The sequence below is a fragment of the Pseudomonas aegrilactucae genome (assembly GCF_019168305.1).
Lineage (GTDB): Bacteria > Pseudomonadota > Gammaproteobacteria > Pseudomonadales > Pseudomonadaceae > Aquipseudomonas > Aquipseudomonas aegrilactucae.
In genome coordinates, this window is record NZ_JAHTBI010000054.1 from 75,111 (window position 1) to 90,287 (window position 15,177).

15 protein-coding genes and 1 pseudogene are annotated in these 15,177 nt (G+C 63.7%); 6 read left to right on the forward strand and 10 right to left on the reverse strand.

What is annotated here, in order from left to right:
• Positions 1-100 precede the first annotated feature (100 nt).
• Both KUO17_RS16415 and KUO17_RS16420 read right to left on the reverse strand, forming a co-directional pair.
• On the reverse strand, positions 101-523 hold the full coding sequence (locus KUO17_RS16415) for a YbaN family protein (RefSeq protein ID WP_217976586.1): 423 nt from the start codon (positions 521-523) through the stop codon (positions 101-103).
• Complete coding sequence (locus KUO17_RS16420; RefSeq protein ID WP_217976587.1) at positions 477-1,064, reverse strand: UPF0149 family protein; 588 nt, start codon at positions 1,062-1,064, stop codon at positions 477-479. The genes KUO17_RS16415 and KUO17_RS16420 overlap by 47 nt, the downstream gene beginning before the upstream one ends.
• A gap of 245 nt (positions 1,065-1,309) precedes the next feature.
• On the opposite strand from KUO17_RS16420, the gene recQ reads away from it, so the two are divergent.
• Both recQ and KUO17_RS16430 read left to right on the forward strand, forming a co-directional pair.
• Positions 1,310-3,442: a DNA helicase RecQ gene (gene recQ / locus KUO17_RS16425; RefSeq protein ID WP_217976588.1), complete on the forward strand. Its 2,133-nt coding sequence runs from the start codon at positions 1,310-1,312 to the stop codon at positions 3,440-3,442.
• Between the two features lie 118 nt (positions 3,443-3,560).
• Positions 3,561-3,995 carry a MarR family transcriptional regulator gene (locus KUO17_RS16430; RefSeq protein ID WP_217976589.1) on the forward strand — a complete coding sequence of 145 codons (435 nt, stop codon included), beginning with the start codon at positions 3,561-3,563 and terminating at the stop codon, positions 3,993-3,995.
• Here the strand turns inward: KUO17_RS16430 and KUO17_RS16435 are convergent.
• Positions 3,992-6,181, reverse strand: coding sequence for a patatin-like phospholipase family protein (locus KUO17_RS16435; protein ID WP_217976590.1), 2,190 nt, complete (start codon positions 6,179-6,181; stop codon positions 3,992-3,994). The genes KUO17_RS16430 and KUO17_RS16435 overlap by 4 nt on opposite strands.
• Positions 6,182-6,251: 70 nt before the next feature.
• On the opposite strand from KUO17_RS16435, the gene KUO17_RS16440 reads away from it, so the two are divergent.
• Together KUO17_RS16440 and KUO17_RS16445 are read left to right on the forward strand one after the other, a co-directional pair.
• Positions 6,252-6,536 (forward strand): Rdx family protein, encoded by a 285-nt coding sequence (locus KUO17_RS16440; protein WP_217976591.1) that lies wholly within the window; start codon positions 6,252-6,254, stop codon positions 6,534-6,536.
• A 95-nt stretch (positions 6,537-6,631) separates the two neighbouring features.
• Entirely contained in the window at positions 6,632-7,468 is an 837-nt protein-coding gene (locus KUO17_RS16445) for a UDP-2,3-diacylglucosamine diphosphatase (RefSeq protein WP_217976592.1), read from the forward strand.
• On the opposite strand, the gene KUO17_RS16450 is transcribed toward KUO17_RS16445, so the two are convergent.
• Together KUO17_RS16450 and KUO17_RS16455 are read right to left on the reverse strand one after the other, a co-directional pair.
• On the reverse strand, positions 7,458-8,045 hold the full coding sequence (locus KUO17_RS16450) for an HD domain-containing protein (RefSeq protein ID WP_217976593.1): 588 nt from the start codon (positions 8,043-8,045) through the stop codon (positions 7,458-7,460). The genes KUO17_RS16445 and KUO17_RS16450 overlap by 11 nt on opposite strands.
• Positions 8,046-8,145: 100 nt before the next feature.
• Positions 8,146-8,458: pseudogene (locus KUO17_RS16455) on the reverse strand (Mpo1-like protein).
• A gap of 159 nt (positions 8,459-8,617) precedes the next feature.
• On the opposite strand from KUO17_RS16455, the gene KUO17_RS16460 reads away from it, so the two are divergent.
• Positions 8,618-9,691, forward strand: a complete 1,074-nt coding sequence (locus KUO17_RS16460; protein ID WP_217976594.1) for an AraC family transcriptional regulator — start codon at positions 8,618-8,620, stop codon at positions 9,689-9,691.
• Here the strand turns inward: KUO17_RS16460 and KUO17_RS16465 are convergent.
• The gene (locus KUO17_RS16465; RefSeq protein ID WP_217976595.1) at positions 9,648-11,102 is read right to left on the reverse strand and encodes a TrkH family potassium uptake protein; all 1,455 of its coding nucleotides are present in this window, start codon (positions 11,100-11,102) and stop codon (positions 9,648-9,650) included. The two genes, KUO17_RS16460 and KUO17_RS16465, sit on opposite strands and share 44 nt — an antisense overlap.
• Before the next feature lie 100 nt (positions 11,103-11,202).
• Here KUO17_RS16465 and KUO17_RS16470 point away from each other — a divergent pair, with 100 nt between their 5' ends.
• The gene (locus KUO17_RS16470; RefSeq protein WP_217976596.1) at positions 11,203-11,766 is read left to right on the forward strand and encodes a nitroreductase family protein; all 564 of its coding nucleotides are present in this window, start codon (positions 11,203-11,205) and stop codon (positions 11,764-11,766) included.
• 126 nt (positions 11,767-11,892) lie between these two features.
• On the opposite strand, the gene KUO17_RS16475 is transcribed toward KUO17_RS16470, so the two are convergent.
• From KUO17_RS16475 to KUO17_RS16490, 4 genes are all read right to left on the reverse strand, one after another.
• Positions 11,893-13,230: a sensor histidine kinase gene (locus KUO17_RS16475; protein WP_217976597.1), complete on the reverse strand. Its 1,338-nt coding sequence runs from the start codon at positions 13,228-13,230 to the stop codon at positions 11,893-11,895.
• 54 nt (positions 13,231-13,284) lie between these two features.
• The gene (locus KUO17_RS16480; protein ID WP_217976598.1) at positions 13,285-13,701 is read right to left on the reverse strand and encodes a Spy/CpxP family protein refolding chaperone; all 417 of its coding nucleotides are present in this window, start codon (positions 13,699-13,701) and stop codon (positions 13,285-13,287) included.
• A 140-nt stretch (positions 13,702-13,841) separates the two neighbouring features.
• The gene (locus tag KUO17_RS16485) at positions 13,842-14,519 is read right to left on the reverse strand and encodes a response regulator transcription factor (RefSeq protein WP_217976599.1); all 678 of its coding nucleotides are present in this window, start codon (positions 14,517-14,519) and stop codon (positions 13,842-13,844) included.
• Positions 14,520-14,526: 7 nt separating this feature from the next.
• Positions 14,527-14,928 carry an SH3 domain-containing protein gene (locus KUO17_RS16490; RefSeq protein ID WP_217976600.1) on the reverse strand — a complete coding sequence of 134 codons (402 nt, stop codon included), beginning with the start codon at positions 14,926-14,928 and terminating at the stop codon, positions 14,527-14,529.
• Positions 14,929-15,177 lie beyond the last annotated feature (249 nt).

Here is a 15,177-nt window from a genome sequence, read left to right on the forward strand (position 1 = left end):
CGACTGCACAGGCCTCTTCGCCCACAGGTACACCGCTGAGCATGAGGGCGGTGGTCAACCTGTGGGAGCTGGCTTGCCAGCGAAGGGGGCCGACGCAGCGCTAAAGCGGTCTGCGCAAGGTCTTCTGCTTCAGGATATACACCGTCACCAGCACCGCACTGGCCAGCATGAACCCGCGTGCCCACGCCAATGGCACCAGGTAGCACGAAAAGCCGATGCTCAACCACATCAGCCCGATCGCGTACACCTTGCCCTTGAGCGGGATGCCCTCGCCACTGAGGTAGTCACGTATCCACGGCCCCAGCCGCGGGTGATTCACCAGCCAGGCATGAAAGCGCGGCGAGCTGCGCGCAAAGCACGCGGCGGCCAGCAATAAAAAAGGGGTGGTCGGCAACACCGGAAGGAAGATGCCGATCACCCCCAGCGCGACGCTGAGCCAGCCGATGGCCAGCAGCAGGTAGCGCACGGATGCAGACTCAGTGGTGACGAGGCTTGAGCAGGGCCGGTTTCTCTTCAGGGGCATGGCACAGCAGGTACAAGGCGGTCAGCGCCTCGGGGATCTGCACGATCATGTCATCCATCAGGTTGGCGTCCTTGGCGATGTCTTCGAACTCGGGCTGATCATCGAACAGCCCCGAACCGACCATGATCGGCAGCAGCATTTCGCTGACTTCTTCTTCGGCGGTTTCGAACCAGGCCTCTTCACGCAGGAACACGCCTTCCATGAAACCGATGCACCAGCCGCGCAGCTCGGAGTCGTCTGGCTCTTCGCCCAGGTCGAGGTCGCACGGCAGCTCGAACTCCTCGTCGCTGGCCAGCTGGCGGGCAATGTGTGCCTTGAGCTGCAGCAGCGTGGCTTCGATCTCGTCGCGCTGGGCGTCGTCCTTGTAGTGTGGCGGCTCGGCGAACAGGGCGTCGATCCATTCACGGTCGGGAACGACCTCGGAGCAGATCGACAGCGCGGTCAGGTAGCCGTGGGCGGCAACGTAGTCCAGCGCTTCTTCGTGCAGCTCGTCGGCGTCGAGGAAGGCTTGCAGGCGGGTTAATTGCTCAGCGAAGGACATTACAGGGCTACCTTGGGAATAAACGATGTTGGAATTCTAGCATCTTGCGGCGCCTGCGAGGCAAAGGATGACGCCTATCGCAGAGCCCCCTGCACAGACGCAGGGTCCGGTATAATGCCCGGCTTTTCGGCCTGGCCACGCCTGCGCGCGGCTGCGGCAAAAGCCGCTTACGCAATTTCAGGTGTGGCGGGCAAGCTTTTCATCCAGCCTGTGGCCAGGATGGTTCTGCGATTTATGGAGTTTTTATGCTCGAACAGGCTCAGCGCGTCCTCAAGGACATCTTCGGCTACGACAGCTTTCGCGGTCGCCAGGGGGCGATCATCGAATGCGTGGCCAAGGGCGGCGATGCGCTGGTCCTGATGCCCACCGGCGGTGGCAAGTCGCTGTGCTTCCAGGTGCCGGGGCTGCTGCGCGAAGGCCTGGCCGTGGTCGTGTCGCCGCTGATCGCTCTGATGGAAGACCAGGTCGCCACCCTCGACGAGCTGGGCGTGGCTGCGGCCTCGCTGAACTCCACGCTGAGCGCCGAACAGCAGCGCGAGCTGGCCGCACGCATCCGGCGCGGTGAACTCAAGATGCTCTACCTGGCGCCCGAGCGCCTGGTACAGCCACGCATGCTCGACTTCCTGCGCAGCCTCGACATTGCCCTGTTCGCCATCGACGAAGCCCACTGCGTATCGCAATGGGGCCATGATTTCCGCCCCGAATACCTGCAACTGGGGCAACTGGCCGAACTGTTCCCGAATGTGCCGCGCATCGCCCTGACCGCCACGGCCGACATGCGTACCCGTGAAGAGATCGTCACGCGCCTGCACCTGCAGAACGCCGAGCGCTTTCTGTCCAGCTTCGACCGGCCGAACATCTTCTACCGCATCGTGCCCAAGGAGCAGCCGCGCAAGCAGCTGTTGGCGTTCCTTGGCGAGCGGCGCGGCAACGCCGGCATCGTCTACTGCCTGTCGCGCAAGAAGGTCGACGACGTGGCGGCGTTTCTCTGCGAGCAGGGCTTTCCGGCGTTGCCCTATCACGCCGGCCTGCCCGCCGAGACCCGTGCCAGCAACCAGCGGCGCTTCCTCAATGAGGAAGGCCTGATCATGGTCGCGACCATCGCGTTCGGCATGGGCATCGACAAGCCCAACGTGCGCTTCGTCGCCCACCTCGACCTGCCCAAGTCGCTGGAAGCCTACTACCAGGAAACCGGGCGTGCGGGGCGCGACGGCCTGCCCGCCGATGCCTGGATGGCCTACGGCCTGCAAGACATGGTGATGCTCAAGCAGATGCTGCAGAACTCCGAAGGCGACGAGCGCCACAAGCGCGTCGAGCAGCACAAGCTCGATGCGATGCTGGCGTTGTGCGAAGAGACTCGCTGCCGCCGGCAGATCCTGCTCAACTATTTCGATGAAGAGCTGCCGCAGCCGTGCGGCCATTGCGACAACTGCGTCGACGGGGTACAGACCTGGGATGCCACCGAGCCTGCACGCCAGGCTCTGTCGGCCATCTACCGTACCGGTCAGCGCTATGGCGTGGGCCATCTGGTGGATGTACTGCTGGGCAAGGACAACGAAAAGATCCGTAACTTCGGCCATGAGAAGCTCGCGGTATGGGGTGTGGGCAAGGCCCGCTCCGAAGGCGAATGGCGTTCGCTGTTCCGCCAATTGGTGGCCCGTGGCCTGGCCGATATCGACCTGGAGGGCTATGGCGGGCTGCGCCTGTCCGATACCTGCCGGCCACTGTTGCGTGGTGAAGTCAGCCTGGAGCTGCGCCGTGACCTCAAGCCGCAGACCAGCAGCAAGAGCAGCAGCTCGGGCAGCCCGGCCAGCCAGCTGGTGCGCGGCGAAGAGCGCGAGCAGTGGGAAGCCCTGCGTGCCCTGCGGCGCAAACTGGCCGAAGAGCACGGTGTGCCGCCGTACGTCATCTTCCCCGACTCCACCTTGCTGGAGATGCTGCGCAGCCAGCCAGGCAGCCTGAGTGAAATGGCCCAGGTCAGTGGCGTGGGCGCGCGCAAGCTGGAGCGCTACGGCCAGGCCTTCCTCGAAGTGCTGGGGGGCGCGGCAGAGGCGCCGGCGGTGGTGGCCGACCTGCGGCACGAACTGATCAGCCTGGCCCGCGCCGGCATGACCCCGGTACAGATCGCCGGGCAGCTGCAATGCAGTGAAAAGAACGTATACAGCCTGCTGGCCGAGGCCATCGGCCGTCAGCAGCTGTCGCTGGAGCAGGCACTGGACCTGCCCGAAGAGCTGATGGGCGAAATCCAGGACGCCTTCCTCGACGGCGAAGGCGAGCTGCCACCGGTTTCGGCGATCATTGAGCAGTTTGGCGGGCGTGTGCCCGAAGGCGTGCTGTACTGCGTACGCGCGGCACTGGCGGCCGAGTTCGAGATGTAAGCGAGCGTCTTGTCATCATTTATGACGATTATCGCAGGCTGACCCAAGGCCTGAGCCTTGCCTAAGGCCCAAGGTCATGATTAGCTGCCTATTAATTAGTTCTGATGATGAGTTTTCTATGCCGTTGACCGATCAACACCGCTTCGGGATGCAGTTGGCCCACATGTCCCGGGGTTGGCGCGCCGAGCTCGACCGCCGCCTGGCCGGGCTCAACCTGTCGCAGGCGCGCTGGCTGGTGCTGTTGCATCTGGCGCGCTTCGAACACGCCCCGACCCAGCGTGAGCTGGCGCAGAGCGTGGGCGTCGAAGGGCCTACCCTGGCACGCCTGCTCGACAGCCTGGAGGCGCAGGGCCTGGTAAAGCGCCAGGCGGTACTGGAGGATCGGCGGGCGAAGAAAATCGTGCTGTGCCCACCGGCAAAACCCCTGATCGATCAGATCGAGACCATCGCCAACGCCCTGCGCGTCGAACTCTTCGACGGGGTCGACGAAGAAGAGCTGCGCGTGTGCATGCGGGTACATGCGCGCATCCTGGCCAATCTGGAAAAATCCTAGAAGGTCTGCCCGAGGTTGAGGTAGAAGGCCTTTTGGTTGTCGCTGTTGCTGCCATAGCTGAAGTTCAACGGGCCTAGCGGCGTATCGAAGCCCAGGAAGATGCTCGCGGCATTGATGTAGCCGCTGTCGAACTCATTGTCGTTGTTCCATGCGCGGCCGCGCTCCAGCGAGCCGCCCAGGTACAGCGGGAAGTCCAGCGGCAGGTACGCTTGCGGGGTCAGGCGGCGGTAGTAGACCATGCGCATCAGGCTGATGTTCTGGCCCGACACCGAGTCCTGGCGAAAGCCCGACAACTGCCGCGCACCGCCCATCACGAAGCTGGAGGTGACCACCTCGGCATCGTCCAGGGTCCTGCCGTAGCGCCCGCCGAACACCCAGGAGTTAGGCCCGCTGCTCAGCGCCTTGTCCAGCTTCAGGTCCCATTGCCGGTAGCGCTGGTCCGACCCCAGGCCCGGCTCGAACTGGCGCAGGGTCATGCTGATGTCTTCACCGCTGTGGGGGAAGTACACGTTATCCAGGGTGTCGAACGAGTACTTGAGGTCGTAGAAGCCTTCGTTGAAATTCACCTTGGGCAGGTTTTGCTCGCCAATGCGCACCTCGGCCTGGCCCCAGGCCTGGCCAATCCCCAGCCGCACTTCGCCGTTGTTGCCGATCTGGCGGCCCAGGTTCAGGCCCAGGCCGTAGCGCTCCAGGCGATACTCGGCGATGGGGTCGTTGTCCAGGGTGGCTTCGATGTTCTGCGAGCCGATGTCCAGGTAGGGCGCGAGGAAGTAGCGTGAGCCGATGTCCAGTGGTTGGTAGAACTCGCTGTAGAGCTCCTGCTGGTCGCCGATCTGCGCCCGGGTCAGCCATTCGGCCCCCAGCCGGTTGATGCCGTTGACCCGATAGCTGGCGCCCAGGTTGAAGGCGCTGTCACCGCGCAGGTCGTCCGACAGGTTCAGCCCCAGGCGCAGGTAATCGGTACCGCCACGTCGGCCGCGCGCGTTGATTACCAGGGTGTTGTCCTGCCCCTTGTGCACCACGCGATATTGCACACGGTCGAAGTAGTCCAGGCCGTACAGGGTGCCCATGTCGGTGCGCAGGCGATCGAGTTCCAGAGGCTCGCCGATGGGCTGGCGGATGTAGTAGCGGATCACGTCGTCGCTGACCTTGGAGTCGTTTTCCACCTTGATCGCGGTGATGACCGGTGTTCGCTGGCCGGGCGAGCGCGCGACGGCCAGCTCGGCGGTGGTGCTGTCGGGCACGCGCAATTTCGCCAGGCGTGGGTCCAGAATGCGCGTGGCGCGGTAACCGGCGTCGATCATCTCTTGTGCGCGGCCGAAGTCGGTCACGCCGAAGCTGGCCAGCGGCGGCTGCACCAGGATGTCGGTGGCGTGCAACGAGGCCAGTTGCTCCTCGGAGTTGCGCCGCGTCATCAAGGTGATGGACTGGTTGAGCACATCGACCACCGTGGCCAGTTGCTTGCGGCTGCGCAGCGGGGTGCCGATGTCGACCACGATGGCGATGTCCACGCCCATTTCGCGCACGATATCCAGCGGAATGTTGTCGACCATGCCGCCGTCCACCAGCAGCCGCCCCTCCAGCTCGACCGGGGCGAACACCGCTGGGATCGACATGCTGGCGCGAATCACCTGGGGCAGGTGGCCCTTGCGAAACACCACTTTCTCGCCGCTGGCGATGTCGGTGGCTACCGCACGGAACGGGATCGGCAGCTTGTCGAAGTCGCGGGTGTCGCTGGCGTGCGCGAACATGCTTTCCAGCAGCAGCGCCAGGTTCTGCCCCTGGATCACCCCCAGCGGCAGGCCCAGGCTGCCGTCATCGCGAAAGCTCAGGCGTTGCTTGACCAGAAAGTCGCGGTCATCCTGCTTGCGCCGGAACGGGATGTCCTTGCGCGGTGGCGCGTCCGACAGCGCCTGTTGCCAGTCGATGGCCAGGGCAAGTTTCTCCAGCTCGTCGACCTTGTAGCCCGAGGCATACAGCCCGCCGATCACCGCGCCCATGCTGGTGCCGGCAATGGCGTCGATCTTCACCCCTTGCTCCTCAAGCGCCTTGAGTACGCCAATGTGGGCCAGGCCCCGCGCCGCGCCGCCAGACAGCACCAGGCCGACCTTGGGGCGAGTGGTTTCGGTTGCGGCCAGGGCAAGGGAGGTGAAAGACAGCAGCAGGCACAACAGCAGACGACGCATCGTGGCTCTCGGAGCAAAGGCTAAAGGTCGCTAGTATAAGCGCGACCACCGTTCAGGAGACCGTTAGCGTATGTCCACGCCCAAACCCGAAATTGTCATCACCTATTGCACGCAGTGCCAGTGGCTGCTGCGCGCGGCCTGGCTGGCCCAGGAACTGCTGAGCACCTTCAGCGACGACCTGGGCCGGGTAGCGCTGGAGCCCGCCACCGGGGGCGCCTTTCGCATCACCTGTGACGGTGTACAGATCTGGGAGCGCAAGGCCGATGGCGGCTTTCCCGAAGCCAAGGTGCTCAAGCAACGGGTGCGTGATCAGATCGACCCGCAGCGTGACCTGGGCCACAACGACCGGCCTTGAGCCGGCCGGCGCCCTGTCACGCAACTGCAGCACGACGGTCACTTTCGGTTAACCGCCCACAGGCAAGCTCGCACAAACTCTCCCGGAGCCTGCCCATGACCCATGCCGAGCTTGGTAAACCCTCGCGCAAGCAGCGTGTGCGTACCTTGTGGATCTCGGATGTGCACCTGGGCACCCGCGACTGTCAGGCCGAACGCCTGTCGCAGTTTCTCAAGGGCTACCAGGCCGACCGCATCTATCTGGTCGGCGACATCATCGACGGCTGGAAGCTGCGCGGGGGCATGTACTGGCCGCAGGCCCATACCAACGTGATCCGCCGCCTGCTGACCATGAGCAAGCGCGGTACCGACGTGATCTACGTGACCGGCAACCATGACGAGTTCCTGCGTCGTTACTCGAAACTGGTGCTGGGCAATATCCAGTTGGTGGACCAGGCCGAACACCTGACGGCCGACGGTCGGCGCCTGCTGGTGATTCATGGCGACCAGTTCGACGTGATTACCCGCTATCACCGCTGGCTGGCATTTCTGGGCGACTCGGCCTACGAAATCACCCTGACCCTCAACCGTTGGCTCAACCACTGGCGGGCACGTTATGGCTATGGTTACTGGTCGTTGTCCGCGTACCTGAAGCACAAGGTCAAGACGGCGGTGAACTTCATCAGCGACTTCGAGCAGGCGATTGCCCACGAGTGCGTCAAGCGCGGCTTTCATGGCGTGGTATGCGGGCATATCCACCACGCCGAGATTCGCAAGGTGGGCGAGGTGGACTACCTCAACTGTGGCGACTGGGTGGAGTCGTGCACCGCGCTGATCGAGCACTGGGACGGCAGCATCGAGCTGTACCGGCTGGCTGACGCACAGGCCAGCGAAGCCCGGCGCGTGGCCGAGCTTGAGTCGCTTGGCGAGCCGGGTCGCCAGGTCAGGCGCTGAGTTTGTGCAGGGCCGCCTTGTAAAGCGACTGGCGTGGCTGGGCGAAGACCCGGTGCAGCATCGGTTCGAAGAAGCTCAATGGCAGGTTCGGGTAGTCGGGGTCGAACGCGGCGGCATCGTAGCGGGCGCAGAATTCGATGGTCTGCTGGTACTGCGGGTGGTCTTCGAATTGCTCGCGCAGGTGCCGGTCCATGCCCAGGTGATGGAAGAAGTAATACCCTTGGAAGACCCCGTGCTTTTCCACCATCCACAGGTTTTCCGGGCTGACGAAGGGCTTGAGGATGGCGGCGGCGATGTCAGGATGGTTGTAGCTGCCCAAGGTGTCGCCGATGTCGTGCAGTAGTGCACACACCACGTATTCCTCGTCGCGGCCGTCACGCCAGGCCCGGCTGGCGGTTTGCAGCGAGTGGCTCAGGCGGTCGACGGGAAAACCGCCGAAGTCGCCGTCCAGCAGGCGCAAGTGCGCCAGCACACGATTGGGCAGTTGCCGCGCATAGGCCTGAAAGTCACCAGCGATAATGGCCCAGTCCTGTTCGGTACCGTCCTGCATATGGGTGAAGCGGGCCTGCTGGGTCATCGGCACTCCGTGGGTTGACGGCCAGAACTGTCAGTTTAGGCACTGCGCCGATACGGGTAGTGGCTTGTCGGGACGGGTTTCTGGCCTTGCGTGCCGTTTATCAGAAGTGCACCTTGCCGCGCAGCATGTCGCGATAAAGCGCAAAATCACCCAGCAGGCTGTAGAACGGGTAGGTGAAGGTGGCCGGTCGGTTCTTCTCGAAAAAAAAAGTGCCCGGCCCAGGCGAAGCCGTAACCGGCAGCAGGCACCGCGAGCAGCAGCCAGCCGTTGGCGCTGGCCAGGGCGCAGGCCGGCAGAACGATGACCAGGCTGGTGCCGACGAAGTGCAGGCGCCGGCACGCAGGGTTGCTATGCTCAGCGAGGTAGTACGGGTAGAACTCGGCAAAGCTGTTGAAGCGTGGGGGGCTGTTCACTGCAACGCTCCCAGGTTTGTCGGGTGTGACGAAACACGCATAGGGTGGAGCCTGCACCGAGTCTAGAATTCAGGCGCGGTATCAACCAGTGACAATAGGCGCCACTTTAGTATCCTTTGCGTTCACCGCAGGAGCGGTATCAGCCAAAAGAAGCCAGCCATGAGCGAAAGAACCACTTCAGCAAGCTGGGCCTCGGGGATCGTCAAGGCACTTGAGTTCGAAGGGCTCGATTGCCGTGCCTTGTTCAAGCAGCTCGGTCTGGACTTTGCAGCCCTGGACGACCCCGATGCACGCTTCACCCAAGACGCCATGACCCGGCTTTGGCAACTGGCCGAAGACCTGTCGGGCAACCACGCCATTGGCCTGAACATGGCTCGGGTGGTGCGCCCGGCTTCGTTTCATGTGGTGGGCTATGCGCTGATGTCCAGCCGTACCCTGGCCGAAGGCTTCGAGCGCCTGGTGCGTTACCAGCGCATCATTGCCGAAAGCTCGGACCTGAGCTTTCGCCTGGGGCCGGAAGGCTATTCGCTGATACTCACCGTACATGGCGATCACCTGCCGCCCACCCGGCACAGTGCCGAAGCGTCGCTGGCGTGCGCGCTGTCGCTGTGCAGCTGGTTGAGCGGACGCGTCATCCAGTTGCGCCGTGTGCTGGTGCAGGGGCCGCAGCCGGTGGATATCGAGCCCTACAGGCAGGCGTTTCGCGCCCCTCTGGTGTTCGGCGCGCCGCACGATGCGTTGCTGTTCGAACGTGCCGACATGGAGGCGCCGCTGCCAACGGCCAATGAAGCCATGGCCATCCTGCACGACCGCTTTGCCGGTGAGTACCTGGCGCGTTTTTCCGAAAGTCGGGTCACCCATCGGGCCCGTCAGGTGCTGTGCCGGATGTTGCCCCAGGGCGAACCCAAGCGCGAGATGGTTGCACAGGCCCTGCATCTGTCCCAGCGCACCTTGCAGCGGCGCCTGCAGGAAGAGGGCACCAGCTTCCAGACGCTGCTCGACGATACTCGCCGTGAACTGGCCGAGCAGTACCTGGCGCAACCGAACATGACCCTGCTGGAGACGGCCTACCTGTTGGGGTTTGCCGACCCGAGCAACTTCTTTCGGGCGTTCCGCCGCTGGTTCGACCTCACGCCGGGTGAGTACCGTGCGCGCAAGGGTGCCGCCAAGGGCGGCAGTGCCGAGGGGATCAGTGACGCCAGAACGCCGGCATGCACAGCACCAGCACCGTGATGATCTCCAGCCTCCCCAGCAGCATGCCGCCGGCCAGGATCCATTTGGCCGCATCCGGCAGGCTCGAGAAGTTGCCCGCCGGGCCAATGGTTTCGCCCAGCCCCGGGCCCACGCCCGACACGGTGGCGGCCGCGCCGGTGAGCGCGGTCATCCAGTCCACGCCCAGCAGCGACAGCAGCAGTGCGATGATGCAGATGGTGATGGCGAAGAAGAACGAGAATGTCAGGATCGAGCGCACGATCTCTTCGTCCAGGCGGTGACCGTTGTATTTCTGCTTGATCACTGCGCGTGGGTGGATCAGCTGGTTGAGGCTGGCCTTGAGCAGGATGTAGGCCACCTGAAAGCGGAAGATCTTGATCCCGCCCGCCGTCGAGCCTGAACAGCCGCCGATGAACCCCAGGTAGAAGAACAGCATCAGCGAGAAGTTGCCCCACAGGCTGTAGTCGCCCAGGGCGAAGCCGGTGGTGGTCACTACCGAGGTCACGTTCAGCGCCACATGGCGCAGTGCATCCAGCCAGTGCAGGTTGGTGGTGGCCCAGTACCAGGTGCCGAGTACCAGCCAGGTGGCCACCAGCAGCCCTAGCAGGCCTTGCACTTGCTGGTCCTTGAGCAGTGCCTTGCGGTTGCCGCGCATTGTGGCCACGTAGAGGGTGAACGGCACGCTGCCCAGGATCATCACCACCACCGCCACCCAGTGCACCGCAGGCGCATCCCATTTGGCCAGGGACTGGTCGGAGGTGGAGAACCCGCCGGTGGAAATCGCCGACATGGCGTGGTTGATGGCGTCGAACACGCTCATGCCGGCCAGCCAGAATGCCAGCCCGCCAATGGCGGTGATGCCCACGTACACTGCCACGATCGACTTGGCCACCATGTGCGAGCGCGGCATGACCTTTTCGGAGCGGTCGGACGACTCGGTCTGGAACAGGCGCATGCCACCGATACGCAGCAGTGGCAGGATCGCCACCGCCATGCCGATGAAGCCGATGCCGCCCAGCCAGTGCAGCAGCGAGCGCCACATCAGGATGCCCGGCGACATGCTGTCCAGGCCGCTGAGCACGGTAGCGCCGGTGGCGGTGATGCCCGACATGCTCTCGAAGAAGGCGTCGGTATAGCTGATGTGCTGGGTGAGCAGGAACGGCAATGCGGCGAAGATGCACACCACCAGCCAACTGCTCACGGTCAGCAGGTACATGTCGCGCGGGCGCAGGTGCACGTGCTCGGGGCGGCCGGGGATCACCAGCGCCAGGCCGGCGATGAAGGTGATCATGCTGGCCCACAGGAACGAGTGCAGGTCTTCGGTGCGTTCGTAGATGATCAGCGTGCCCATGGGTACGGTCATGCTGATCGCCAGGGTGATCAGGAAGATGCCGATAATGAAACCGATGATCCTTAAGGTCGGCAACGCCATGTGATCTGCTCTGGTCTGAAACGGAGGGGCGCCATTCTACCTATGGCCCCCTTTAAGTAAACGGTAGAATAGCCGCACATTTCTCGACAGGGGGTAGCCGATGGAGGCTCTCGACGCGTTGCTCAACCGTGTTTCCGTTCCACGCCTGGTGGAACCGGCACCCGACGCCGCGCAGCGCAAGCTGCTGTTTCAGGCTGCGTCGCGCGCGCCAGACCACGGGCAGTTGCGCCCCTGGCGTTTTCTGACCATCGAAGGGGCGGCCCGAGAGCAGTTGGGCGTGTTGCTGGCAGACGCGGTACAGGCCCAGGGTGACGCGACCCAGGCCGCACTGGACAAGGCGCATGCAATGCCACTGCGCGCGCCGTTGCTGATTGTGGTGATTGCCCGGCTGCAGGATCATTTCAAGGTGCCCAGGTCCGAACAGCGGCTGACGGCGGCCTGTGCTGCGCACGCGATTCTGCTGTCCGCTTATGCCCAGGGCATCGGTGCGGTGTGGCGTACGGGTGAGCTGTCGTACAGCTCGCAGGTGGCCAAGGGGTTGGGGCTGGGCGAGGGCGAGGAGGTGATCGGCTTCCTGTATGTAGGCACGCCGTTGAACGAGCCGCGTACCGCACCGGTAGTGGACACCGAGGCCTTTGTCAGCGCCTGGTTGCAGCCGGAGTAAGACGGGCTGTACTGATGATGGCCCTTTCGCTGGCAAGCCAGCTCCCACAGGTACTTCACTGCCTTTCAGAGCAGTGATAATCCTGTGGGAGCTGGCTTGCCAGCGAAGAGGGCAATCGGTTCATGATCAGTTGCTGGTCGGCCCCGCCAGCGGCAGTTCCAGGCTCGCCACGAACCCGCCCTGTGGATGATTGCCCAGGGTCAGGCTGCCGCCATGGCGCTCCGCCGCCTTGCGCGCAATCGCCAGGCCCAGGCCATGCCCGGCTGCCGCCTGCCCAGGCGCACGGAAGAACGGTTCACCCAACTGCGCCAGATGCTCCTCGGCTACCCCCGGCCCATGGTCGCGTACCGTCAGCACGATACGCTCGCCGTCACGCTGCGCGGTCATCTCGATGGGTTGTCCCGGTGGATTGAAGCGCAGTGCATTACGCAGCAGGTTGTCCAGTGCCCGCTCGATCAGCGTCGGCCAGCCCTGCAGATTCAAACCGGGTACGGCATGCAACTGGATCTGCTGCTCGGCGGCGCTGAGCAGCGCATCCTTGCGCACAGTGGCCAATACCGTATTGAGGTCCACCGGCTCGGCACTGGCGCTTTCGGCATCGACCCGCGCCAGTACCAGAATCTCGCTGATCAAGGCCTCGAGACGATCGCACTCGCGGGTCAGGCGCGGCCAGTAGGTCTGTTGTTGCGCAGGCTCGGCGCGTTCAGCCAGCGCCAGGGCGATGCGCAGGCGCGCCAGCGGCGAGCGCAACTCGTGCGACACATCGCGCAGCAGTTGCCGCTGGCTGGCGATCAGGCTCTGCAGGCGCGCGCCCATGCGGTTGAAGTCGTTGGCCAGCACGCCGAATTCATCGCGTCGGTTGGCCAGGCGCGCCAGGCTGTTCTGCTGATAGGTGGTCTGGCCCAGGTCATGCACGGCGCCGCGCAAGCGGCTCAGTGGCCGAGTGATCGACAGGGTCACCAGCAGGCTGAACAGGGTCAGCACCACCAGTGCGATTCCCAGTGCACTCAACGGCCACAGCAGACTGTCACGGTGCCAGGCGTCGAGCTCGGGGTGCGGGATACGGTAGATCAGCAGGTAGGTGTCGCCGCTGGTGGGGCTGGTGTATTCCTCGGTGAGGCGCCGCCATGGCAGGGGTTCGCCGTTGTGGCGACGCGCCTCGAAGGCTGCGGCGCGGCGCGGAAAGGTGCCGGGCACTGCTGCCTCGCCACTTTCGTTGAGCACCTGCACATCGATGTTGTAGCGCCGCTTGCGGTGCTCCAGGAACCGCTGGGCCACTTCCGGCCCTTGTTGTTCGTAGCGCTGCGACCACTTTTGCGCCAGTGTGTTGAGCCCCGGGTGGCGGCTGAGAATCCAGGCATCCTGATTGAGCATATGGCCGAGCAGGATCGACAGCCCGGCAACCAGGGTGATGGCCAGCCAGAAGCTGGCCAGGATGCGCCAGAACAATGATCGCAAGGGCATTACCTCAACACAGGAAAGCCCGGCCTGCTGGGGCAGGCCGGGCGGGGCTACAGCTTACTGGGCCTTTTGCGCTTTTTCAGCTTTCCAGGCTTTGAACTCGGCCCATTCGGCCTTGCGCTCTGCCTGTTTTTTCTTCATTTCATCGAACTGCTTCTGTTGTTCAGGCTTGAGCAGGCCGCGGATCTGGGCGTCGATCTTGTCATGCCTGGCCTTGACCTCGTCTTTCATGGCCTTCTGATCGGCGGCTGGCAGCTTGGCCAGGTAGCGTTCGGTGATCTCGTGGCGGCTCTTCATCTGCTCGCCCATCAGCTTGCCGATTTCCTGGCGCTGCTCGCGGGTCAGGTCCAGCTGGGCGAAAGGCGCTCCACCGCGGTGGTGCTCGCCGCCGTGGCGTGGGCCGCCTTCTGGCATGGCCATGGCTACGGTCGGCAGAGCGGCAGCGAACATCAGGGCGATAAGGGTCTTGCGCATGGTGACTCTCCTTTCTGAGGCCGGTCGTTACCGGATGTGCCCAGTTTAGGGAGATCAAGGTCAGCGGCGGTCAGGCAAGGGTAAAGCTTGGGTAAAGAGGATTGTGGGCCTCGCTGACATTACCGAGGCCGTGATGGTCTTCACAGGCTGTAGTAATAGCCGCGGCTGCGCAGTGCGACGATACGCGGGCGCCCGTCGGCGTGTGGGCCGATCTTCTTGCGCAGATTACTGACGTGCATGTCCAGGCTGCGGTCGTACAGCGTCAGTTTGCGGCCCAGGGCAATCTGCGCCAGCTCCTGCTTGTCCAGCGGTTCGCCTGGCTGGCCGAGCAGGGCTTCGAGAATGCGGCTTTCGGACAGGGTCAGGGTCAGCTCGCGCTCGTCGATATCGACCACGCCGCGTGCGGGGCTGAAACGCAGATCGCCGATCTCCATCTGGGTGGGCGTAGCCGCCGGGTGGCTGCGGCGCAGCACGGCGCGCAGGCGGGCGGTCAGTTCGCGGGGGTCGCAGGGTTTGGCCAGATAGTCATCGGCGCCCAGTTCCAGGCCCAGGATGCGGTCCAGCGGTTCGCCGCGGGCCGAGAGCATCAGCACGGGCAGTTCGGCGTGTTCGCTACGCAGCTGCTTGAGTAGCTCCAGGCCGCTGCCGTCGGGGAGCATCACGTCCAGCACCACTGCTGCCGGCGCGTGCTCGGCCAGCGCGCGGCGGGCGCTCTGGCCGTCGTGGCAGGCACGTACCTGGAAGCCTTCCTGGGTCAGCCAACTGCTTAGCAGCTCACACAGTTCCTGGTCATCATCAATCAGTAACAGCTCGCTCATGTCTCACTCAATTCAACCATTGCCGGCGCCGTCTGTGGCTGCCACTGGCAAAGATACCGCAGAGCACGGCCAACAGGGCAACTGCGGCGCCAATCACGAACCATTGTTGCTGTTCGGTGAGCAGTTTTGGCAGCGGGTTGGCCTGGGTTTCCTTGAGTTGCAGCTTCAGGCGCTGGTTTTCCTGGCGCAGGCGGGTCAGCTGTGCGCTTTCGCGTTCGCTGTCGGCATTGTGCAATTGCTGGCTCAATGCTTCGCGCTGGCGTTCGCTTTCTTTGAGGCGTTGTTGCAATTCGGTGATCTGGCTACCCGCGCTCAACGACAGTGGGGTGCTGGCGGCAGGTTCTTCGGCCTGGGCGAGCGGGGTCAGCAGTAGCAGGCACAGCAGCATGGACAACGGACCTTGACGCATCGGAACTCCTTGATTCCAATCGGGTGTTGAGTACGTTGTCGGCAGGTAAACGAGAAGGATGAACATCTGGGCGAATTTTAGGCAGTAACCGCACGGTCAGCTCTTGATCTTGATCTTGATCTTGATCTTGATCTTGATCTTGATCTTGATCTTGATCTTGATCTTGATCTTGATCTTGCTGTTGATCTTGATTTTCCGTCCCCCAGGAGGCCGAACGTAGGTGTCGTGCAGGGGGCAGGGCGCAGCCCC